The following is a 21,647-nucleotide window of genomic DNA, read 5'->3' as shown; positions in this document are numbered from 1 at the left end:
GCCGCCGGTGACCAACCTTTACTCCTCCGCCGTATTCGTCGGCTGGACCGCGGTGGTCCTCGGGATCGCGCTGGAACGGATCTACCGGAAGGGATTCGGCACTGCTGTCGCCGCCGCCTCCGGCTTTGCGTCGCTGATCGTCGCGCATCACCTCATGGGTGACGGCGACACCATGGAGATGATGCGCGCAGTGCTGGATTCGAACTTCTGGCTTGCGACGCACGTCATCACCATCACCATCGGGTACGGCGGGACGTTCCTGGCCGGCGCACTCGCAATCGGGTACACCCTGCGGCGGCATCTCAGCCGGCGTCCTGATTCCACCAACAGCCGGACGCTGGTCTCGATGACCTACGGGGTGATCTGCTTCTCACTGTTCTTCAGCTTCGTCGGAACGGTGCTGGGCGGCATCTGGGCGGATCAGTCGTGGGGACGGTTCTGGGGCTGGGACCCGAAGGAGAACGGCGCGCTTCTCATCGTCCTCTGGAACGCCGTGATCCTCCACGCTCGCTGGGGAGGCTACGTTCGTGAAAAGGGCATCATGGCGATGGCGATCTTCGGAAACGTGATCACCAGCTTGTCGTGGTTCGGCGTAAACATGCTCGGAGTGGGGCTCCACTCGTACGGATTCATGGACAGCGCTTTCCGCGCCCTCGCCGGCTTCATCGGTTCCCAGCTGGTGCTGATTGCCATCTGTCTCCTCCCAGCTCACTTCTGGCGACAGCGCGCCGTCGCGGCAGTCAAGACGACTTCGCAGCCCGTTTAGACCGACGATGCGCGACATTCAGCGTGTGCAATCAGCCAGCGGGCTTGCGATACGGAGCGACACGTACGTCAGGCATTGCACTCATCCGCTCGACGATTTCCCGTGTTCGCTCAGGACCCAGGAGCGTCTCGCAGGTCACATAGAGGCCTGCGGCCCCTCTTCGCACGACGCGTCCAGGACGTGCAGGTGTTCGCCCGGGTGATCCCAGAGCAGAAGCTCCGCCTCGTTACCGCACTCAAAACGAACGGGGAGGTGGTCGCGATGACGGGCGATGGAGTCAACGACGCCCCCGCACTCAAGCGGCGGCGCACATCGGCATCGCCATGGGAGGCCGTGGAACGGACGTCGCACGCGAGGCAGCGTCGCTCGTGCTGCTCGACGACGACTTCTCATCAATCGTCGCTGCCGTGAGGCTGGGCCGCCGCATCTTCGACAACATCAAGAAGGCCATCGCCTTCGTTCTTGCCGTGCACATACCCATCGCCGGGCTGTCGCTGCTGCCAGCGTTCGTCGCCGGCTGTTCGCTCCTCCTGTTGCCGGTGCACATTGCATTCCTCGAGCTGATCATCGACCCGTCGTGCACGCTGATCTTCGAAGCGGAGGGGGCAGAGGCGGACATCATGCGGCGGCCGCCAAGACATCCGAATGAACGCCTGTTTTCCCGCCAGACTCTCTCGCTCGCCGTGGCAGAGGGCCTGAGCGTTCTTGCTGCCTGCGTGGCGGTGTTCATGCTCGCCCGCATCGGGCATGCGCCGGAAGCTGCGCGTGCTCTCACGTTCGCAACGCTCGTCGTCGCTTTCCTGGTGGTCATCCTCGTCAACCGATCAGGGACGCGATCGGTCGTCGCGATGCTGCGCGTTCCCAATGCCGCGTTTCGCTGGGTCGTCGGCGGCACCGCGGCGCTGCTGGCTGTCGTGTTGTTCGTGCCATTCGCACAGCAGCTCTTCCACTTCGCGCCGCTGCACGCCGAAGATCTCTTGTTCAGTCTCGGCGCTGGCCTCGCTTGCGTGCTCTGGTTCGAAGCGCTGAAACAGTTGCGCCAACGGCGCCGCGCCAGATCCCTTCGGGTTCTCGAGTACGGTGTAAATCGTTCGCAGTGAGCTATTCGAGCGAGATCTCGAACCTGGTGAGGCTAGGAGAAGTCGCATGCGCTTCGTGGCTGTCCGCAATCGATCGCTCCAGAGCGATTTCGCCGCAGTGAGCGATGAAACATCCTGGCCGTCCAGGCAGACTGACTCCATCGACGGCCCGAGGACTCAGCCGCGCTGCCATCGAGCGCCACTTCCATCACATCGCGAGGGCTTTCAAGAAGGGCAATTTCGAGATGCCCATGTTCATTCACGACCGTGGGCTTCCCAAGGAACAGCGCAACTCCGCTTCGGCAAACTGGCCTAGCGACTTCGCGGCCAGATCCCTGGCAGTCCGAACGCAAGTCTTACCGGCAAAAGTGCATCAGGCTCGGTTCTGCGCAAGTCTTGCGCGCAGATAGGCCCGGATCACCGCCGTAGAACTGGCACGCCAATTCCAAGGACTCCAGGCCAGAGGTGCCCCATGGTCCTCGGCGTCATCGGCGGCGGCGTGCGCGAGCGAGGAAGCGGTCCGTGAAACACAGGCGCATCATCGTTACTCACTACGGCGGGCCCGATGCAATTCAGGTGCTCGAAGAAGAGCGCCCCGAGGCGAAGAGGGGCGAAGTGCAGGTGAGAGTCCTTGCCGCGGGTGTTTGCTTGCCCGACCTGATGGCGCGCGAGGGCGTTCATCCCGAGACGCCCCCGCTGCCGTTCACGCCGGGCTGGGATCTGGTCGGCGTGGTGGATCGGCTCGGCGACGGCGTCTCTGCAGTCGAACCAGGCCAGATAGTTGCCGCACTGCCGATCAGCGGCGCGTACGCGGAGTTCGTCTGCCTGCCGCAACGTGAACTGGTTCCGGTGCCATCTGGGTTGGACGCCGCCGAGGCTGTCAGCCTCGTGCTGAACTACGTAACGGCGTACCAGATGCTGCACCGTTCGGCTAAGGTCAGAGAGGGTCAGCGCGCGCTGATCCACGGCGCAGCAGGCGGGGTCGGCACGGCACTATTGCAGCTCGGGCGGCTCGCCGGGTTGGAGATGTACGGTACCTGTTCCTCGCGAGGAGCATCGGCCGTTTCCGACCTGGGCGGTACCCCAATCGATTACCGACAGCTCGACTTCGTGAATGAAATTCACCGCCTCACCGGTGAGGGCGTAGACGTTGTCCTTGACAGCATCGGCGGCACCCATATCTGGCGTTCCCGCAAGGCTCTCCGTCCAGGCGGGACGGTAGTCGCCTATGGTCTTACTTCTTCCCTACGGGCGGGCCGATTGGCTTCAGGTCGTTCAGGTCGTCGAAATCGCCTTCATGGAATCCCGATTTTCGGGCTGTATATTGCCGGCGGCTGGCTTCTCCCTGGCCGGAAACGGGTGGTCCCCTACAGCATCCAGTGGCGCAAACGGCTGAGGCCGGTACAATTTCGACAGGATTTGACCGCTCTGTTCGACCTCCTTCAACATCAGAAGATCAAGCCACTCATCGCGCGACGATTTTCTCTTGCAGAGGCAGGACAGGCGCACGAGCTGCTCGGGAAGGGTGGCGTGACGGGCAAGATCGTGCTCGTGCGCGACAGGTCGCCGCTTGAATCAGAAGCCGCGTGACAAATTGAAGGCTACGTCACGGCATTCGGAAAACGCCTCGGCCTGCACTCAATTGCGACGATCGTGATGCTCCTCGTTTTTGGCGCTCTGGCCTCCTTGGACGATCCCGTTTGGCGCGTAACAGCCCACGCCGTCGTTCGGGGTTGCCGAGCGCATGACCACCTTTGACGCTGCGCTCATTTAGCCTAGTCGATGCGACAGGGGGTTACGCGATCGTGTCTGCATCTTGTCCAAGAACTGCCCTGCGCCCGGCCGATGCCGGGCGCTACGCGGCGCAGTCGTAATGGCTTGGGTGCGCAGGCACTCTATGACGACTTGGGAACAGACCTGACTCTCGCATCCGCGATCAGGTGCCGCGCGATCTGCCCGAAGGCAGGAGGCTCGGATGATGGGGCCGCTCATCGGGAGCACCGGCCAGCGACTTCTTGTGCCGACTCGCGCGATTGACGGAAATGCGCGCCTTACTTGCTCAAGTGTGTGTCGAAGAAGTGGGCGACTTCGTCGAAGTATTCCTTGGTCTCTGGGGCGTCGAGGTCCGCGCGATATTGGCCATGCGACTGACCTTCCCAGACTTGCAGCACCGCTTCCACTCCGGCGGCGCGCAGCTTGCGGTACATGCGCACGGTGTGGGACAGGTACAGGTCGCGCGTGCCGCTGGTGAGGATCGCTGGTGGAAATCCATGTACGTCGCCATAGATGGGCGACAGCAGCGGGTCCTTCAGGTCGCGTCCGTTAGCGTAGAGCAGCGCGGTAGCGCGAATGAAGGGCTCAGGCGCGACGAGAACGTTGTCCACGAAAGCATTGGTAAACAATGTATCGCCAGCCCCGCTGAGATCAACGGTCGGTGTTCCGGGCGCTATGGCACCAGGCATGGGCACGTGTTCGGCCTTGGCTCGCAATAAGGTCGCGATGGTGAGGCTACCGCCTGCTGACGTCCCGAAGATGCCGACGTTCAATGGCTTATTGGTGTTGAGCAGCTCGCGGTAGACAGCGACGGCATCGTCGAGCGCAGCAGGAAACGGGAAGTCGGGCGGCATTCGGTAGTCGACCGAAATGACCTTGTACCCGGCGAGTCCCGCCATCATGATCGCTTCGCTCGTTCCCGACTCGCCAGGGTAGAGGACCCGGTAACCACCGTGAAAGTGCAGCAGCACGCGGTTGCGGTTACGAGGCGGAATGGTCCTGGGAGTAACGATGAAGGCGCTCACACCGCCGATTTTGGTTGGCTGAACGGTGACGCCAAGCGCTTCTCGGAGTTCCGGGAGACGCGCCACGGCGGCCTGCGCCGTCCTCTGAACGATCGCCTTCCACTCATCTGCGTTCTTCGGCGATTCGTTATAGAGCGGGTTCAACGGCCCACCGATGACGGCCTGCATCTGCGGGCTGACGGTCGTTGGGACGGGAATGGAACGCCCAGGGACGTCGCGAGGCGCGGGCGTGGATTGTTGTGCGGAGGAAGCTTGGACGACGGAGAGGAGCGCTACAGTAGTGACGAAGGGCTTCAGCATGGAGATCCTTTGGCGGCGATAGGCGTGACCTATCTCTTGCGAGGCAGGCCTGGGAATCGCTCTGCTCGTGCAGTTGTACCGGATCACGTGCCACGCTTCATACGCGGCATTCGGTGCGTGCGCACCAGGCGGCTGGCGACGCTGGGACGAATCGCCGCCAGACAGGTGGGTTGCCGCTCTTCGCGCTGGCCTACCTCACATCCAGCGCGCCGAACAGACCTCCGTCGGCCTCGACGTTGCATCCTCATGCCAGAATTGGCATACTTGGTCCGTGCTCGCTCCGCCGAAGCCACTGGTGTGGGTCGGAAGGGCGAAGGAGGACTTGAAGAGTTTCCCGGAAGAGGTGAGGCGAGTGATGGGTACGCGCTCTTTCTCGCTCAAACCGGCGGGAAGCACCCCGACGCGAAGCCCCTGAAGGGCCTGGGCGGTGGTGGAGTGCTGGAGGTCGTGGACAACTATGACGGCAATGCCTACCGCGCCGCCTACACCGTCAGGTTCGAAGACGCGGTCTACGTCCTGCATGCGTTCCAGAAGAAGTCCAGGAAGGGGATCAAGACGCCGAAGCACGAGATCGACATCGTGAGGCAACGGTTGGGTCGTGCGAAGGAGATTCACGCAGCAAGGCACTTCAGGGGAGCGAGCGATGAAGAGTAAGCGCGATTTCAGCGTCAGCACCGGAAACGTCTTCGCCGATCTCGATGTGTCCGCGCCCGACGAGGCCCTGGCGAAGGCGCAGCTTGCCGCAGAGGTCGCCAGGATCATTTCGTCGAGGCGGCTGACGCAGGCTGCGGCAGCGAAGGTCCTCCGCATCGATCAACCAAAAGTATCGGCGCTGCTTCGAGGGCGGATCTCCGGTTTCTCGACCGAGAGGCTTCTCAAGTACCTTCGGATGCTCGGCAGCGACGTCGACATCATCCGGGCGCCGAACCGCGCGAGGCGAGTCGGGCACCTTCACGTCGTGTCCGCCTGATGCTCCACGTGCCGGAGACTTTGATCAGATCTTGTCCGGAACCAGGGGCGCTGATCGCGCGCCCCGCCTCGATGCGCTTCACGGCCTCCAGTCCCAATAGTGGCGGCGGCGGCGATGGCGTGCGGTGCGGAGGTCCATCGTCACGTTCAACTTGGAAGACTTTCCACCCGAGGTTCTGAAGCCGATCGGGATCGAGCACAGCATCCGGACACGTTCGTGATGCACTTGGTCGATGTCGTTCGTGAAACGGTCAAGGCTAGCGCCCGATTTGTTCCAATCAGCGCGTTGAACCAGAGCCGCGCGTGAGGTCAGCGGGGCTTCAAGAGCACAACGTAGCCGAAACTATCACGCGCCAAGATTTGACCTTTAGCATTTATACGGACGACGTAATCGAGCTCGATTCCTGATATAGCATCGAGATCGAACATCGTCCCGTTCGCGTACACGAAATGCGTGGAACCTCTGATCGTCGGCGCACTCGAATCGCCGACAACCACGTCTTCGTCGGATATGCTCACTCCGCAAGAAAACTTCTCACCGTACCGGGGGCCAATGGAGCCTAGATCCGTGAGCTTTCCCTCAGCCCAAATAAACGGATGGCTGACACCAGCAGCCTGCGTGCAACCTGCCACATGGCTCCGCTCGTTGATCGAGTTAGCCCATACATGCCCATTGGGAATGGTAATACCGATCGGCGCCCCGGAAGTCGACACGATGACGGCGCGCTCGTACGCGGAGTTGCTAAAGACGGCGTGGACAAGTATCTCGCCGCGGGAATTGACGTCGCACACCCCAGTTGAGGTCGCCCCCGGGAACACCAGCGTCGAGACGATGCCATTCGGCGATATTGTATAAGCGCTTAGCCGTGTTGAAAGACTGTACCGGTTTCCAACGATCCGTCCTCCAGCGTCGATTCCAATTGCCTCATTGTTCGCCCAGCATTCGCTGCTTCCACAAAGCAACGTGTTGAGGTCTGTCCATACTCCGTCAAAAAGAACCGCAGTTATCCCGGCGGAATCGGACGTGGACCCGACAGCTACCTCGCCACCGCCGGAGAGGCGGCCGATAGTCAGGTCGTGAGGCAATCTGTCTACTCGGACGCCGTCCGCGTGTAATAAGATGGCCCCACGGTCGCTGGCGGGCTGGAGCAGAATGTTGCCCTCCTCGTCTAAGTCGAGGGGCACGCCATACATCAGTCGTGTGATATCGTAAGCAGGCGTCGCCGCTGGCCGCGTATTACCGGAAGAACCCGGAACCGCAGCCCCCGTGCTTTCGCAACAGAGTCCGGCGGCGGAGGTGTTCGCTGTTGAAGTGGAAGGCTGTCCGCGCGATCCGCAGCCGAACGCGACGACTGCAAGAACGAAAGCGACGTGCCGCGCATCCAACCGCATGGTCCGCTCCTATCCGGACAGACAGTGGCAACGACTCCAACAACCCGCATCTGAAGAAGGTGCTGTCTCAACCTAGAAGGACGCGCAAGGTGTTGAGCCGCAGACACTATGGTTTCCGCTGATGTCGGTACAGAGGCAGGATTGCGGTGATGGCCACGACCCGGTCTGCGTCATCGCGTCGTGGTAAACAACAGTTGTTCCCTGCTGAAAGAGTCCTTGGTAGGCGCCTTGCTTCAGATAATTGATTTGGACGGTGTTCGTTCGCGCAGCGTCCGGCGTGCATGCGTCGACCGTGGGTCCATACGTGAATAAAGTGGGCTGAACGCACTTCGTGTGTGTGGTACCCGGCTGTCCATAAATTCCAGAAGCATGGGGGATCGGCGGCATGCAGTTTACTGTCGGTCCAAACGGCAGCGTCGATCTTCCGGACCAATGCGTCTTGACCGCTCTGGCTCAGGGATGGACCGTTGCAAGCGACGACGTCCTTGCCGCTCAGAGCGCGGACTTTCTGACTCAGGGACTCGCCCCAGGGTTTGGTCCGGTCTTTCATCGTGGCCTCAACAAGCCGCTCTGGCGCAACGCGGCCAACTCGGGCTGGGTGGACGCATCGGGCGGGGCTGTCGTTCCGTAGTTAGACGTAACGCCGCTCCTTCTGTACGCGAGTATCGCAGGCCGGGCAGAGCAAGCGAGTGTTCTTGACCGTGTACCCCTTCATCGCGACCAGTCGGTCAAGGACGCAGTACGCCTTCGGCAACCTTCTCCGACAGAGCGCGCACTTGCCGCCTTGCTGCATCCGCTTGACAAGCTTGAGCGCCCTCCGCTGCATCGGCTTTCCGCGCTCGTCGTAGATCAACTCCTTGAAAATCTTCCGCCGGAGCGCCCAGAGCAGGTCCTCGTCTCCTGCACTGAGCGCTACGAGGCGCGCGCGCAAGCGTTTAAGGACGGCGCGCGCGACGATTAGCTCATCGGCAGCGAGTCGGCGGTTTGGCATCAGGCAGTGGTTGTCCTCCCGGAGCGGAGCCTACACCGCACGATGGCTTTTCCAAAAACGTCAAAATCTTTAGATGTGCCCAGGCTGTTCCCCGGTGGTAATCATGCACAGAAAGAACCCGCGACGGGCGAGTGGTCAGACCGCGTCACGACATTGCCCGGCATCCGCGCGGCACCCGTCTCGCTGAAAAAGCAGCTACCTGTAGAGCCCGCGAGGCCGGAGATCGGCCAATGGCGAACAAAAACGCGGAAGGCGCGGTCAAGAAACAACCGGCGCCGGCGTTGATGGGCGCAAGCAGGAGCTGGACGGAATCGCGGGACCGGCACTGCATACTCCACAATCGACGCTGAATCAGCGCTCTGGCAGACCGAGTCCTTGGAACAGTTCCTCGTCCTTGAGTGTTTCAGCCACTCCATTGAAGCCCGGAAACACCGCGCTGGCGGTGAGACCCTCCAAGTACAGGAGCCACAGAAGCTCAGTTGAGAACCGGTTCGGCAAGGTGAAGACTCTGAGCAATGGCCACTCGCCGTCGGGATAGTTTCTCGCCGCCGCAACGAGTTGCTCGTCAAAAGGCCTTCGGTCGACCGGATCGCCGATGGAAAGCCTTCGGAGACGCTCGACCGTGAACACCCCGGCCTGTGCATGAAGGTTCGGGTTGCCGTGACGAGGCGCAGCGACGATGGAAGTAAAGCGCTCTCTACGCTCTGCGTAGTCGAGCTCGAGAACGCTCGCTTTAAACGCGTAGATCACGAGTCGCGTGGGCTCAATTGCATCGTTCTTGAACCGCTCTCTTGCAGCGTCCCGCGCGGCGAAGTACGCCGCAACGAATGGCTTTCGCGTCCAGTCGAGCAGACGCGTCGGAATTCCGTGGTGCTGGGCAAGAGCGAATGTTGATAGCAACACTTCGGGTGGCCACAGTGCCATTGGCAACCCGTCGGCCCTCTCTTCAAAGTGGTCATCCACAATCATGTCGAACTGGGCCAGTTGCCGACGTAGTAGTTGGCTGTCGTTTGGAAGCGAGAGGCCTTGCACCGTGTTGGTCGGCGCAACCCGAGCCCAACCTTCACGAGAGTGGAACATCAGTGGTCCGTGCTCGCCCGCGCGCAGCGCGGAAGGGAGGAGCGGCCATTCTTGCGCTTGGCCGCGGAAGATCCATCGCTCCATCCCGCTTCTGGACTCACGACGGCGCCCGCGGAAGTACTTCCCTCGAAGCGAAATAGCCGCGAGCAGTTCTTCACCGTCCTGGCATTCGACGCGTTCAACGACCTCGGCCACAGTTGGCTCCACCGAGTCAGAGAGAACACGAGGATACTCGCTGAACCCCCTGACACAGCCCTTCGTAGTGGCCGACCCGTCCTCGACGGGCCCCTACGCTTACTCGGCGGTTTGCAGCGAAGCCATGACGTGCCGACGACGTAACCTGCTGAAAAACCGAGGGTTCGGTGTCGTAGATGATTCATCCATCATGCCCCCGCAACCATGACAACCTGGGCCCTGTCGGCCATTAGCCGATGGGGCCTTCGCGTGTCTTCAAGCCCCCTGTCCGTCGCGCCCCGAAGGGGCGGGCACCGCTGCGTTCCGCCGCAAGCGCGAAATGTTCCACACAGGGGCCTTGACGCTTACGAGTCGAGCTCGCGATCGTCGCCGCTTCGGCGCAGGGAGGAGCTTCGCAATGGCTGAAAGGAAACCTGCAAGGAAGGGCACGCGGCCGTTCTCCAAGAGAACCACTGCCAAGGCGTCCAAGGGATTCACGGACGAGGAACGCGCCGCGATGAGGGAGCGCGCCCAAGAGCTGAAGGCGGCTGCGCGCCGCGGCCCGCGCGCGGGCAGGGCGGACGGCGAAAGCGACGTGCTCGCGAAGATCGCCGAGATGGCGGAACGCGATCGCGCCATGGCCGAGCGGCTCCATGCCATCATCAAGGCCAGCGCGCCAGCCCTCTTGCCGAGATCCTGGTACGGGATGCCCGCGTATGCCAAGGACGGCAATGTCGTCTGCTTCTTCCAAAGCGCCCAGAAGTTCAAAACGAGGTACGCGACGTTCGGCTTCAGCGACAATGCGAACCTCGACGAAGGCGCCATGTGGCCGACCTCATTCGCGCTGAAGGAGTTGACCACCGCCGAAGAAGCAAGGATCGGCGCGCTCGTGAAGAAAGCGGTGAGCTGAGGAGTGAGCCTCACCGATCCATGGCGCCGGGACGGAGAACAATTAAGCGGAGGAATTCGACACCGTGGAGATCACCCGGGATTGACGATCCCCGTCCCGGCGGCGGTAGACTCATTGCCGGGGGGTAGCCATGGCGCGGTTCCGCCTCGCTCTGCAGACGATCGCCATCGTAGCCTGCGCTTGCGGCTCGACGCAGAAGCCATACAATCCGTTCAAAGTCCCGCGAGAATCTTTCTATCCGGCGCTGAAAACGGTCGCGCTCGCGCCGGTCCGCTTGCCGGGTGATCTGGAGGATCCGGAGCCGGTGCGCGCGCTGTTTGCGGGCGCCATCGAGGCGAAGCTGAAGAACTCGGGGATCGCCGTGGTACCGGGCAGCGACGTCGGCCCCATCATCGAGGCGAAGACCAAGGAGGCGGGCGGGGTCTTCGACCCCACGACCGGCAAGGCCGACGAGGCGAAAGTGAAAGCGCTCAACGCCGCCATCGGGAGAGAGCTCAAGGCCCGGTTCAACGCCGACGCGCTGCTCACACCGAGCATCCGCGTGGTGAACGCCGCGCTGTCCCACGACCAGGCGCGGTGGGACGGCGTCACCGAGGGGGCCGGCAAGGGTGGTTTCTGGAAGGCGCTCGTCAGGACCCACTCCGGATCCATTCGCGCCCTCTCTCTCGTCGTGGTCGTCGCCGACCCCGAGGGCCAGCTGCTGTACGCGAAGGGCGGCGGGATCCAAGTGCTGGGAAACGTGACCGTCGGGGGCGACTTCGATCGTCGCCCGCGCAGCGAACTCTTCGCTGACGGCGACCGCAACGAGAACGCCGTCCACATCGCGTTGGACCCGCTGCTGCTGGGCAGCGATACGATGTGACCGGAGAGAGAACCGGCCTTGCGCGGCGGGCACCCAGGTCCTTTCGCCAAGGAGCTGCTCTCGACGCAGCGCTAGTCGCGCAGCCGCGTTCCCCAGCCGATCAGCCAGACGAGCAGCACCAGCTCGCCGAGCGAGACCACGAAGAGGAATTCCAGCGCCGGCATCCGGCCGCCCGCGGTGGCGGGCGTGGTCGTGCTCGGGCTGCTCGGCGACGTCGCGTACGCGATCTATGCCGCGCCGCAGCGCAACAAGCCGGTCTCGAAGGCGCGCCGGCTGCGGCGCGCGCTCGCGCGGCTGATCGATCCGCCGGAGGAGGTGACCCGACCGTGCCGGAGAAGATCCTCGGCGCGCTCGGCGCGACGGCTGCGACGATCGTGGCGCGCAAGCTTATCGAGGAGACGTTCAACCGCGCGGGCCGGCGGCCCGGCCTCCTCGGCCGCGCGCTAGAAGCCGCGCCCCGGCGCGGGGCGCGGCTCGTCGACGGACGCGTGCTCTTCAGCGCCTGTCGATCAGGGACATGTTGATCGACTGGCCCATCTGCAGGTAGCCGAACGGGTTCGGGTGGATGTGGTCGCCGAACTCGAGCCTCGGCGCCATGATGTCGGGGTTCGTCGCGTCGCGCATCACCTTGTCGAAGTCGATGACTCCGTCGAAGCGCGCGCGGTGCAGGATCCAGTCGTTCACCTGGTGCCGGTACGCGGTCATCTGCGCCGTCCAGGTCGCGTTCGAGCGCGGGATGATCGTCGCGCCGACGATGTGGAGCTTCCGCGCGTGGACGCGGTCGATGATCTCCATCATGCCGGCGATGAGCTGGTCGGCATTGACCTGCCCGCTCGCGAGGTCGTTCGTGCCTTCGAAGAAGACCACCTTGCCGATCCCCGTGCGCTCGAGCACGTCGCGATCGAGGCGCTGGACCGCCGCGGGGCTGCCCTGCCCCACGGTGACGGTGACGCGGTTGCCGCCGATGCCTTCGTTGACGAACCCGAGATCCTGATCGGCCTTCGGGCCGGCGCCCGGACCGGGATCGAGGAGCCGGCGCAGGTAGAGGATGTCATGCCAGCGATCGTGGCCGTCCGTCGTGGTGGCGGTGCCGTCGGTGATCGAGTCGCCGAGGAAGACGACGGCGCTCCTCGCGTCGGAGGAGACGTCGATGGCGGAGGTGAACAGCATTTCCGTCGTCGTGGTGGTGAACGCCGTCGACGCCTCGTCGCGCGTATGATCGCCGCTACCGCTCGCCGTGAGGAACGACGTCGTGCGCGCATTGTTGTGCCGGCTGGCCTGGACCCCCGCTCCGGGCAAGTACACGCTGACGGCCACGTCCGCCCAGGCGTCGATCTCGAAGGCCAGCGCGTCCGTGTACATCGACCCTCCGATGGGGATGATGACGGAGGCGGACCCGTTGAAGGTGAGCGGCTGGACGGTTGCGGGCACGAGCTGCGCGCCGTTGTTGCGCACCGCGAACGAGGCCGATCCGACGACGAGCGGGCTCGTGCCGAAGAAGTTGTCGATCAACACGCGCACGGCCGATCCCGACACCGTCGGGCGCGCGATCATGCGGACGGTCTGGTTGTTCAGCAGCGTCGGGGAGCGCCCCTGGATGGAGAAGCCCCACGCCGCGACCCACTGGGCCTGCTTCGCCGCGGCGTCGCGGGCGAGGCCGCCCCCGACGCCGAGAGCGAGCGCGAGGATCAGAACGAACGAGACACGAGCCCCTCGAAACCACTTCACGATCATGATCGCCTCCCGGAGAAAAGGAGCGCCGATCCGCTCGATCTCCGCGAGGCGGATACCCCCTTTTCCGTCGTAATGTCAACGCGGTAGGTCGTTCCGCTCCGCGTCATCGTTGGGTCGTAGGACGGATAATGCAGCGGGCCTTTGCATGTGAGCGACATGGCGCAAAGGCGTGGAATGAACCGCGCCAGGCGGTGTTCAGAACTGTTGTCGAGCAAAGGGGGCAGGCATGGTCCGGCCGGAACGCGCGGTCCTCTTCCTCGCCGCGCTTGCGGCATGGGCGCTGCAACACCGGGCCGCCGCCGCGCCTGCAGACGCGCTGTACACACGCCCCGGACAAATCGTTCCAGCCGGCGACGGAGCGCGATTGAACCTGTACTGCACGGGCAACGGCTCGCCCACCGTCGTCTTCGAATCCGGCTGGGAAGACTGGGCCCCGGCGTGGGCGACGGTCCAGCCACGCATCGCGCAATGGACCCGTGCATGCAGCTACGATCGCGCCGGGGCCGGGTTCAGCGATCCCGGTCCCATGCCACGCACGAGCGTGCGCATCGCGGACGAGTTGCATACCGCGCTTCACAACGCCGGCATCGCTGGGCCGTATATCCTGGTCGGTAATGCGTTCGGCGGCGACTGCGTGCGCACCTTTGCGGAGCGCTACCTGCCGGAGGTGGCAGGGCTCGTGATGGTCGAGGCGGATGCCCAGGATCTCGAGCCGGAACAGATGCGGGAAGAGGATCACCGCGGGGAGGCCAAAATCATCCAGCGCCTGCGCGAGTGCCGTGACGCGATCGCCCTGGGCAAGCCGTTGCCTCCGTTGCCCTCGCGTCCGGGCCAGCCGCCTCGCAATTGCGCCCAGCAGTTCTTTCGCGGATTACCCGAGCCGGCATGGTCGGCGGAATTAAACGCGAAGTTGCTCCAGATCGCGCAAACGAAGGTCGCGATGTACGACGCGTATCTCTCGGAAATGGAACAGATGCCCTGGGACGAAGATTACCTCATGAAGCACCGACTCTCCCTCGGTTCCCGGCCCGTCCGCGTGCTGACCACGGGCAACCATGGCGTCGGGCATCTGCCCGCAGTGCCGGAAACGGATCCCAAGCGTCTGGATTACCAGCATCAGATCGCGCAGGCGCAGGCGCGCTGGCTCGACCTCTCTTCGAATGCCCGGCAGATCTTTACGCGACACAGCTCGGAATACGTGCAGTTCGACGAGCCGGACGCCGTGGTGGACGCCGTCCGCGAAGTGCATGAGCAGAGCAGAAAGTCCGATCGCGCGCCCGGAGCCGGGTTTCGCGACTGCCCGGACTGCCCGGAGATGGTCGTGATCCCCGCAGGCCGGTTCACGAGAGGCTCGCCCATGGAAGAGAAGGCTTGGGCGGTGAGCCACGGCGCGCTGATGATCGCGGTCGCGGATGAGGCGCCGCAGCACGCGGTCTCGCTGCGGCCGTTCGCGTTGGGCAAGTACGACGTGACCCGGGCCGAGTACGCCGCGTTTGTTCGCGCCACCGGGCGTTCCGCTGGCGATGGCTGCGGCCACGACGGCGCGAAATGGGAGAAGCGGCCGAGCGTGAGCTGGCAGGCCCCGGGATTCGATCAGACCGATCGCGATCCGGTTGTCTGCGTCGACTGGCAGGACGCGCAAGCATACGTTGCCTGGCTCAACGGGCAGCTGCACGAGTCCGCTTATCGCCTGCCGAGCGAGGCGGAGTGGGAATACGCAGCGCGCGCCGGGACCACAACGCGCTTCTTCTGGGGAGACGACGACGCCGACACGGACCGCAATGCCTGGTTCAAGGGCAATTCCGGCGGGCGCACCCACCCTGTGGGATCGAAACCGGCGAACGCCTTCGGCCTCTACGACATGGCCGGCAACGTCTGGCAATGGACGCAGGATTGTTATGCCGAAACCTACGCCAGTGCGCCGTCAGACGGCAGCGCAGCGGAGCCGGCGAATTCCTGCATGCGCGTCGATCGCGGCGGCTCGTGGTTCTATCCTCCCTGGATGCTCCGATCAGCGACGCGCGAGCGGAACCCCGCCGCCTATCGGGACATCATGATGGGCTTCCGGGTGGCCCGGACGCTGCCGTGAAAAACGCAGTGCGGTGGTCTTTGTGCGTTGTCCTGCGCGAGCATCCGGATCTGCTGCTGGTCGAGGTCGAGGACCACAAAATGGGATGCGCGCATTTGGGACAGAGGATCCCGCAATCGCACACCGCTCTCGGCAACTGCCGTGATTTCGGGGTCGCGCAAATGGCATCAGGCTTGCGTTCAGTGTACGCATGAATGACCTCCGCCTCGCGCTGCGGACCCTCTGGCGCGCGCCGGGCTTCACCGCGGCGGCAGTGCTGGTGCTCGCCGTCGGGGTGGGTGGAAGCACGGCGGTTTTCAGCGTGATCCGCAGCGTGGTCTTGCGGCCGCTCGGGCTGCCGCATTCCGAGGAGTTAGTGCGGCTGTACGAGCGTCCGGCCGGGACCGATGCGCGCTGGCCGTTTTCTGGGCCGGACTATGTCGACGTGTCCCGCCAGGGCGGCGTCTTCGCATCCGTCGCCGGCGTGCGCGCGACCCGGCAGACGCTGACGGGGCGGGGGCCGCCGGTGCAAGTCCGCGTCGCGCGGATCACCGCCAGCTTTTTCTCCACGCTGCAGATCCAGCCGGCCTTCGGGCGCGGTCCGGCGGAGAGCGAGGACGTCGCCGGCGGTCCGCGGACGGCCGTGCTCACCGACTCGTTCTGGCGCCGCGAGTTCGGCGGCGATCGCGGGGTCGCCGGCCACACGCTGGTCCTCGACGGGCGCACGTACGAGATCGGCGGCGTGATGCCGGCCGACTTCCATTTCCCGCTCCTGCGGCAGGCCGAAGTGCTCTTGCCGATGGCGATGGAAGGCAGGGAGAACGAGTTCCGCGGCATGTACTGGGTGATGGCCGTCGCGAGGCTCAAGCCAGGCGCGGGAGTGCGCGAGGCGCAGGCCGAGCTGGACGTGTCGGCTCCCCGCGTCCACGCGAAGATCGCGGAGCACGCCGCATGGACGATGGAGGCGCAGCCGCTGCTCGACGATCTGGTCGGGCCGGTGAAGCCGGCGCTGACCGCGCTGTTCGGGGCGGTCCTGCTGGCGCTCTTGATCGCCTGCGCCAACGTGGCTTCGCTTCTTCTCGCCCGAGGAATGGCGCGGCAGCGCGAGCTGGCAATCCGCGCGGCGCTGGGCGCGGGTCGCGGCGCGCTGGTCCGCCACCTGCTCGTCGAGGCGATGGTGCTCGCGACGCTCGGCGGATTGCTCGCGGTGCTGGCCGCGCCGTGGATCCTGGGCGCGCTTCTCTCGCTCGCGCCTCCGGACATGCCGCGGCTGGAAGAAGTGCACATCGACGCCGCGGTGCTGGCGTTCGCGCTACTGGCTGCGATGGGCGCGGGGCTCCTCGCCGGACTCGCTCCGGCGCTGCAACTGACGTCGCCGCAGCTGATGGGGGTGCTCAAGAACGGCTCCGGTGGCACCGGACGGTGGCGGGCGCGTACGGCGCTGGTCGTCGTCGAGACGGCGCTGGCGTTCGTGCTCGCGGCCGGGGCGGGCCTGATGATCCGGACGTTGTCGGGGCTGCTCGAGGTGCCTTCCGGGCTCGCGGCGCCCGAGCGGGTGCTGGTGGCCGATCTCGATCTGCCCCCCTCGCGCTATCCGCCCGAGCGCATCTTCGCGCTGGCCCAGAACCTCATGGAGCGGCTGCAGGCCGAGCCGGGAACGCGCAGCGCCGCGTTGATGACCAGCGTGCCGCTCGACGCGCGGGCGCGAAGCGAGTACGGATTCACGCTCGAGGGGGGCGAGCCGTACCCGCCCGGACAGTTCCCGAGAGCCGAGATTCTCTGGGCAACGCCGGGGTACCTGGCGACGATCGGCATTCCGCTGGTTTCCGGGCGCGACCTGGCCTGGTCCGACGTGAAGGCGGCGCCGCACGTGGTGCTGGTCAACGAGGCGTTCGTGCGCCGGCTGATCCCGAAGGGCGAGCCCCTCGGGCGGCGGATCAACCAGATACTGGGGCCCGGGAACGACCCGTGGACGATCGCCGGCGTGATCGGGGACGTGCACACCAAAGGGCTCGATCGCGCGCCGGCGCCACTGATCGTCGTGCCGCTGATGCAGTACACGGTTCCCGGGCTGCGGGTAGCAATGCGGGCCGCGAGCGGCGAGCCGATGTCGCTGTTGGCGGCGCTGCGGGCGGACGTGGCGGCGCTGGATCCGGACCTGCCGCTCTCGGCAGCGCGGCCGCTGGCGCAGATCGTGAACGAATCGGTGAACGAGCAGCGGTTCCAGATGACGCTTCTGAGCATCTTCGCCGTTCTGGCGCTGGCCTTGGCGGCGCTCGGAATCTACGGCGTGACAGCGTACTCGGTGGCGCAGCGGACGCGGGAGATCGGCATCCGGATGGCGCTCGGGGCGGATTCGTCGCTGGTGCGGCGGATGGTGGTCGGATCGGGTCTGCGCCTGGCGCTGGCGGGCGTCGCGGTCGGTCTTGCCGGCGCTCTGGCGGGAACGCGCGTGCTGGCGTCGCTCGTGTACCGGGTCAGCACGACTGACCCGCTTACACTCGCATCGACGGCCGCCGTGCTCGTCATATCGGCCCTGCTCGCGAGCTGGATTCCGGCCCGCCGGGCGACACGAGTGGACCCGGCGGTATCGCTGCGAGCGGAATGAAATCAGGCTCGCATCAACGCGGTGAGCAGCAGCTCCAGCCCATGCAGTTGTCGCATCGGTGCTCGTCAGCGAAACGGCAGGTGAACGCAGATGGGTCTGCGCGTTTTGCCTTCAGCAGATTCCGAGCGTAGCCGGCCGCACTGCGACTACGGCGGCGCCTTTGTAGACGATGAGCCTGTAGGGTTGGTTGGTCGGATGCTGGCCGCGGTCACCGAGCCGGTTGATGTGCCGGTTCAGGTCCGCGAGCGCCGCCAGCAGCGACGCACCGGCGATTCTGCCGTCCGAGACGATCTCGAGATCGCCATCCAGCAGCCACCACCGGTAGTGCTCGTGTCGCGCGTCCATGCACAGCAGGTGTAACAGCTGATCCAGGGAATAGCGACAGAAGCGTGAAACGTCGTGGTCACAAGCGATGGATCCCGCGCAGGAGATTTCTCACGTCGGCCATCGTGCCGCCAGCGTGATGCTCGATGATCCTGAGCGCGTCCCGAACGACTGTGCGGTACGCGCCGAGCTCCGTCTCCATCGCCACGCGCTTGGTGTCCCACGTCGCGGAGGTAGATCTGAATGCCGCTTCCCGCTGCCCCGCGTTCCTGTCGCACGCCGCCAGGTCCGACTCGAGTCGCGCGATGCGCTCCCGTGTGCCGACGAGAAGAAGCTCGAAACCGAAGTCGGCGGCGTCACGCCCGAGCCCCTTGATCTTCTCGGCGATGTCACTCGGCGAGATCGGATCATGGCTCGGTTCCTGGCTTGGTGCCGGACGCATGGGAGCTAAACCAATGTGGTCGAAAGCGCGCGCGATCGAGTCGAATTGGACTCCGCGCGTCTCGATACATCGTGTTGCGCTTCATCAGAAGCCTTGTCAAGCGCCGAGAACAAAACGCGTAGAAGTACTTCGACTGACGGCGATCGAACCGGTGCGGGGATGATGCACGCGCGACGAGTCGCTCGTACCTCGCGTCGTTCCCCTCGGCAGCGTATACTTCGGGCTGAACTTCGAGTCCTTTCGTCCGAAACGCCGCTGCACCGAACACCCAGCGAGCTGCCATGAAGACGATCGCAGTCGTGGACCTGAGCACTGGGTGCATCCAGGAGCGGAGAGGCAACACCCTCACCTTGGACATTCCGCATGACCTGGACTGGAAGACCGGCGGCGTATCGGTCGACGCAAACTCGCTCGGGCACTATTTCACCTGCGGCGGCCAGCGACTCGTATATGCGACGATGCCGACCCTGCTCTCGGGGCGTGAGCTCGGTGCCAAGTGCCTGGTGGCGGACGACCTGACCGGCCGCGCCGGCGAGAGTCGCTTGCGCCGCTATCGGCTCTCGGCGGTCGAGCGCTGCCACTAACTCGAGAATCTACGGCGCCCGCCTCTCCGCCGGGGCGGCGGCGAGATACTGTCGCGCAGGCAAGAGATCACCGCGCCGCCTCCATTGCGAGCAAGGCGTGCTTGGCCTCGGGGCCGCCGAGGTACTTGCCCAAGGTGCCATCGCTGCGCACGACGCGATGGCAGGGCACGACCAGTGGCAGCGGATTGTGGGAGCACGCGCTGGCGGCCGCCCGGACCGCGGACGGATTGCCAGCAGCCTTCGCCACGGCGGTGTAGCTCTGCGTCTCGCCGTAAGGAATGTCGCGCAGGTGCAGGAGCACAGAGCGACGGAACCCGTGGGCGAGCTGAAGATCGACCGGTACGGTGAACGCGCGTCGCTTGCCCGCGAAGTACTCCTCGAGCTCGCGCGCCGCCTTGTCGAGTCGCCGGGGCGTGCGGAGGATGCGGGGACTGATGTCGCTCGCGAGGCTGGAAAGGACGGACTGATGATCTTCCCGGCTGAACGCCACCCGCACGAGGCCCTTCCCGGTCGCCGCCAGGAGCAGCGGCCCGAGCGGGCTGTCGATGGTGCGGTACGACACGTCGAGGAGCCCCCGCCGCTCCGCCAGCACGGCGAGCCGCGCGTGCAGCCTGCCGTCGATGTCGAATGCGGCGGAGAAGCCGGCAAATCCCTCTTCGACGCGATCGATGATCTGCTTGTCGGTGGTCATGACGTTCCTTTCGAAAGACGCTTGCGAAGGCTTGCGATGCCATCCGCCGCGCTTCGCCGCGCAGCGGTGGCGTTGGAACCCAGGAGCTCGCCGACCTCGGCGTACGAGAGCTCGGCGAGATACCGGTAGATCACCGCGCCGCGCTGCTTGAGCGGCAGGGCGTCCAGAGCGGCGCGGAGCTCGTCGTCATCCGCCGACGCCGGCTCGGGGACGGCCAGCTCGGGCACGTCGCGTGCCGGTTCGGGCCTTCGCGCGGCGCCCCGGAGCTGATCGATCGCCTTCCGATGGGCAATGGTCACGAGCCACCCGCGGATGTTGCTGCCCGCTCGCAGCCTTGGATACGCCTGCAGCGCGGACAAGAACGTCTCCGACCAGGCGTCGGCGGCGTCCACCGGCCCCACCAGCGCCCGGCACACGCGCATCACCAGAGCGCCGTGCTCGGCGACGATCTCCTCGAACGGTCGCGCCGCCCGCTGCCGCGGTGCGGTCATCGGGCGTCATGGAAGAGCAAGAGCGGGCCGTTCACAGTCCAGTCTCCCGCAGGGTGATGCTCACCCTGCCCGGGGGAAGGCCGAGGCTCGCAGGCGCCGTCCCCTCGAGCACCTTGGGGACGCCGTGATAGATGCGCCGGCTCGGCCCGCCGAAGACCAGCAGATCGCCGGAGTGGAGCTCGACGTCTTTGAACGGGCCATTGCGACGGCCGACGCCCGCAAACCGGAACACGCAGCTGTCGCCGAGGCTCAGGGTGACGACCGGAGCGTCGCTGGGCTCCTCGCCGTCGAGATGCAGTCCGAGCTGCGCACCCGACGCGTAGAGGTTCACGATCGCCGCGTCCGGTGCGTAGGAGGCTGCTCTGTCCGGCCCGTAAGCTTCCGCGACGGCAGCCCGGGCCAGTTCGGCGAGCTCGAGAGGCAACGGCTTGACCGGTGCGCCGTCGGTGTCGTCAGCCGTCTTGGAATAGGCGTACGGCTCCCAGTGCCACCCCAGGCACACCGACTGGACGCTCATCAGATGTCCGCTCGGGACCCGCGGGTGCCGGAGCCCGGCCGGCGGCAATGCCCACTGGCGGAACCCGGCGGCGAGCGATCGCTGCACATCACGGCTGAGCCAGCCCGCGATCTTGACGGCGCCCGGCAAAAGGACTTCGGGGACAAGCGCCGCGGCCGGAGAGGAGATTCCGAGGGCGAGCTGCTGCGGCGCGCACTCATGCGCAGGCGCGAGCGCGGTGGCGACGCCACCCAGGCGGCTGCGGCCCATCCTGCCGCGCGACGATGGAGCGTTCGGTGTCATGCGTGGACAACGCAGACGGTACCCGAATTGTGAGGTCCCAGGTGCGCCCGCAAGCTCGCCGGCGCCCCAGGTGATTCTGTCACAACGACTTGAGGCCAGGTCCGCCTTCTCGCGATCTTCGAGCCCGAGGCGAAGAAAGCCATCGTAGTGTCTGATCACCGCGGCGTAATCAGCGAAGCGGCCGTCATGGTAGAACCCGCCCTTCTTGCGCGCGAAAAGTCCCTTGAGAGGCGTGGTCCGGTAGCGCCCGTCCGGTGAGCGCTGCGACTGGAAATCGTCGATTCCGATCTCGGCGCCGGTATGCATCTGCCAGCCGGGCTCGGTGTAGAGCGGCGGCACGTGGCAGGTCGCGCACCGCGCCTTGCCCTCGAAGAGCGCCTTGCCCCGCTGGGCGGCCGCGCCGTCATATGAGTCCGCGGGCGGTACAGGCGCTGGGATGGCGCGCTGGGCAAGCAACTCGAAGCCGTGCTAGCGGCTGCCATCGACGAGTTGCCAGTCGGAGATCGCTATGTTCGAGGAGTGAGGAGGTGTCATGTGGACGAGCGGAATCGGCGGGACGTGCTGTTCGGACTGGGGGCGGGTTAT

At 65.2% G+C, this 21,647-nt stretch carries 19 protein-coding genes and 2 pseudogenes; 11 read left to right on the top strand and 10 right to left on the bottom strand.

All coding sequences use genetic code 11. The features are described from left to right. The 3 genes and pseudogenes from E6J58_21295 to E6J58_21285 all read left to right on the top strand — a co-directional run. Positions 1-766 (top strand): cytochrome C assembly protein (locus E6J58_21295; GenBank protein ID TMB33225.1); only part of this gene is annotated, 766 nt, incomplete at its 5' end. 261 nt (positions 767-1,027) lie between these two features. Continuing rightward, positions 1,028-1,866 (top strand): annotated as a pseudogene (locus E6J58_21290) (cation-translocating P-type ATPase). 501 nt (positions 1,867-2,367) lie between these two features. Then, positions 2,368-3,435: a zinc-binding dehydrogenase gene (locus E6J58_21285; protein ID TMB33224.1), complete on the top strand. Its 1,068-nt coding sequence runs from the start codon at positions 2,368-2,370 to the stop codon at positions 3,433-3,435. Positions 3,436-3,896: 461 nt separating this feature from the next. On the opposite strand, the gene E6J58_21280 is transcribed toward E6J58_21285, so the two are convergent. Then, positions 3,897-4,943: an alpha/beta hydrolase gene (locus tag E6J58_21280; GenBank protein TMB33223.1), complete on the bottom strand. Its 1,047-nt coding sequence runs from the start codon at positions 4,941-4,943 to the stop codon at positions 3,897-3,899. A gap of 295 nt (positions 4,944-5,238) precedes the next feature. Between E6J58_21280 and E6J58_21275 the strand changes: the two are divergent. Beyond that, positions 5,239-5,597, top strand: a pseudogene (locus E6J58_21275) (hypothetical protein). Then, the gene (locus E6J58_21270; protein ID TMB33222.1) at positions 5,587-5,913 is read left to right on the top strand and encodes an XRE family transcriptional regulator; all 327 of its coding nucleotides are present in this window, start codon (positions 5,587-5,589) and stop codon (positions 5,911-5,913) included. The pseudogene E6J58_21275 and the gene E6J58_21270 overlap by 11 nt, the downstream one beginning before the upstream one ends. Before the next feature lie 308 nt (positions 5,914-6,221). Here the strand turns inward: E6J58_21270 and E6J58_21265 are convergent, their stop codons facing one another. The 3 genes from E6J58_21265 to E6J58_21255 all read right to left on the bottom strand — a co-directional run bounded on the left by E6J58_21265 (position 6,222) and on the right by E6J58_21255 (position 9,570). Beyond that, positions 6,222-7,106: a hypothetical protein gene (locus tag E6J58_21265; protein ID TMB33221.1), complete on the bottom strand. Its 885-nt coding sequence runs from the start codon at positions 7,104-7,106 to the stop codon at positions 6,222-6,224. Between the two features lie 829 nt (positions 7,107-7,935). After that, the gene (locus tag E6J58_21260; GenBank protein ID TMB33220.1) at positions 7,936-8,295 is read right to left on the bottom strand and encodes a hypothetical protein; all 360 of its coding nucleotides are present in this window, start codon (positions 8,293-8,295) and stop codon (positions 7,936-7,938) included. A gap of 351 nt (positions 8,296-8,646) precedes the next feature. Continuing rightward, complete coding sequence (locus tag E6J58_21255; protein TMB33219.1) at positions 8,647-9,570, bottom strand: FRG domain-containing protein; 924 nt, start codon at positions 9,568-9,570, stop codon at positions 8,647-8,649. A 397-nt stretch (positions 9,571-9,967) separates the two neighbouring features. Here E6J58_21255 and E6J58_21250 point away from each other — a divergent pair, with 397 nt between their 5' ends. The 3 genes from E6J58_21250 to E6J58_21240 all read left to right on the top strand — a co-directional run bounded on the left by E6J58_21250 (position 9,968) and on the right by E6J58_21240 (position 11,845). Continuing rightward, positions 9,968-10,459 (top strand): hypothetical protein, encoded by a 492-nt coding sequence (locus tag E6J58_21250; GenBank protein ID TMB33218.1) that lies wholly within the window; start codon positions 9,968-9,970, stop codon positions 10,457-10,459. A 130-nt stretch (positions 10,460-10,589) separates the two neighbouring features. After that, on the top strand, positions 10,590-11,321 hold the full coding sequence (locus E6J58_21245; protein TMB33217.1) for a hypothetical protein: 732 nt from the start codon (positions 10,590-10,592) through the stop codon (positions 11,319-11,321). Between the two features lie 326 nt (positions 11,322-11,647). Beyond that, positions 11,648-11,845: a hypothetical protein gene (locus tag E6J58_21240; protein TMB33216.1), complete on the top strand. Its 198-nt coding sequence runs from the start codon at positions 11,648-11,650 to the stop codon at positions 11,843-11,845. On the opposite strand, the gene E6J58_21235 is transcribed toward E6J58_21240, so the two are convergent. Further along, on the bottom strand, positions 11,817-13,055 hold the full coding sequence (locus E6J58_21235) for a hypothetical protein (GenBank protein ID TMB33215.1): 1,239 nt from the start codon (positions 13,053-13,055) through the stop codon (positions 11,817-11,819). The two genes, E6J58_21240 and E6J58_21235, sit on opposite strands and share 29 nt — an antisense overlap. Positions 13,056-13,281: 226 nt before the next feature. Between E6J58_21235 and E6J58_21230 the strand changes: the two genes are divergently transcribed. Then, entirely contained in the window at positions 13,282-15,144 is a 1,863-nt protein-coding gene (locus E6J58_21230) for a hypothetical protein (GenBank protein ID TMB33214.1), read from the top strand. Positions 15,145-15,334: 190 nt separating this feature from the next. Then, positions 15,335-17,731, top strand: coding sequence for an ABC transporter permease (locus E6J58_21225; protein TMB33213.1), 2,397 nt, complete (start codon positions 15,335-15,337; stop codon positions 17,729-17,731). Between the two features lie 111 nt (positions 17,732-17,842). On the opposite strand, the gene E6J58_21220 is transcribed toward E6J58_21225, so the two are convergent. Together E6J58_21220 and E6J58_21215 are read right to left on the bottom strand one after the other, a co-directional pair. Continuing rightward, complete coding sequence (locus E6J58_21220) at positions 17,843-18,076, bottom strand: hypothetical protein (GenBank protein TMB33212.1); 234 nt, start codon at positions 18,074-18,076, stop codon at positions 17,843-17,845. A gap of 58 nt (positions 18,077-18,134) precedes the next feature. Next, positions 18,135-18,497 (bottom strand): hypothetical protein, encoded by a 363-nt coding sequence (locus E6J58_21215; GenBank protein TMB33211.1) that lies wholly within the window; start codon positions 18,495-18,497, stop codon positions 18,135-18,137. Between the two features lie 281 nt (positions 18,498-18,778). On the opposite strand from E6J58_21215, the gene E6J58_21210 reads away from it, so the two are divergent. Further along, complete coding sequence (locus tag E6J58_21210) at positions 18,779-19,081, top strand: hypothetical protein (protein ID TMB33210.1); 303 nt, start codon at positions 18,779-18,781, stop codon at positions 19,079-19,081. Between the two features lie 67 nt (positions 19,082-19,148). On the opposite strand, the gene E6J58_21205 is transcribed toward E6J58_21210, so the two are convergent. Genes E6J58_21205 through E6J58_21195 form a run of 3 tightly spaced genes read right to left on the bottom strand, consistent with a single transcriptional unit; the run spans position 19,149 to position 21,029 of the window. Beyond that, positions 19,149-19,772 carry a methylated-DNA--[protein]-cysteine S-methyltransferase gene (locus E6J58_21205; GenBank protein ID TMB33209.1) on the bottom strand — a complete coding sequence of 208 codons (624 nt, stop codon included), beginning with the start codon at positions 19,770-19,772 and terminating at the stop codon, positions 19,149-19,151. Further along, positions 19,769-20,263 carry an RNA polymerase sigma factor gene (locus tag E6J58_21200; GenBank protein TMB33208.1) on the bottom strand — a complete coding sequence of 165 codons (495 nt, stop codon included), beginning with the start codon at positions 20,261-20,263 and terminating at the stop codon, positions 19,769-19,771. The genes E6J58_21205 and E6J58_21200 overlap by 4 nt, the downstream gene beginning before the upstream one ends. Positions 20,264-20,294: 31 nt before the next feature. Next, positions 20,295-21,029, bottom strand: coding sequence for an alpha-ketoglutarate-dependent dioxygenase AlkB (locus E6J58_21195; protein TMB33227.1), 735 nt, complete (start codon positions 21,027-21,029; stop codon positions 20,295-20,297). Positions 21,030-21,647 lie beyond the last annotated feature (618 nt).

It is taken from the genome of Deltaproteobacteria bacterium, assembly GCA_005879535.1.
In the GTDB taxonomy this organism is placed as follows: domain Bacteria; phylum Myxococcota; class Myxococcia; order Myxococcales; family 40CM-4-68-19; genus 40CM-4-68-19.
Note: the sequence above shows the minus strand (reverse complement) of the source record. Positions and strands in the feature narration are given on the sequence as shown.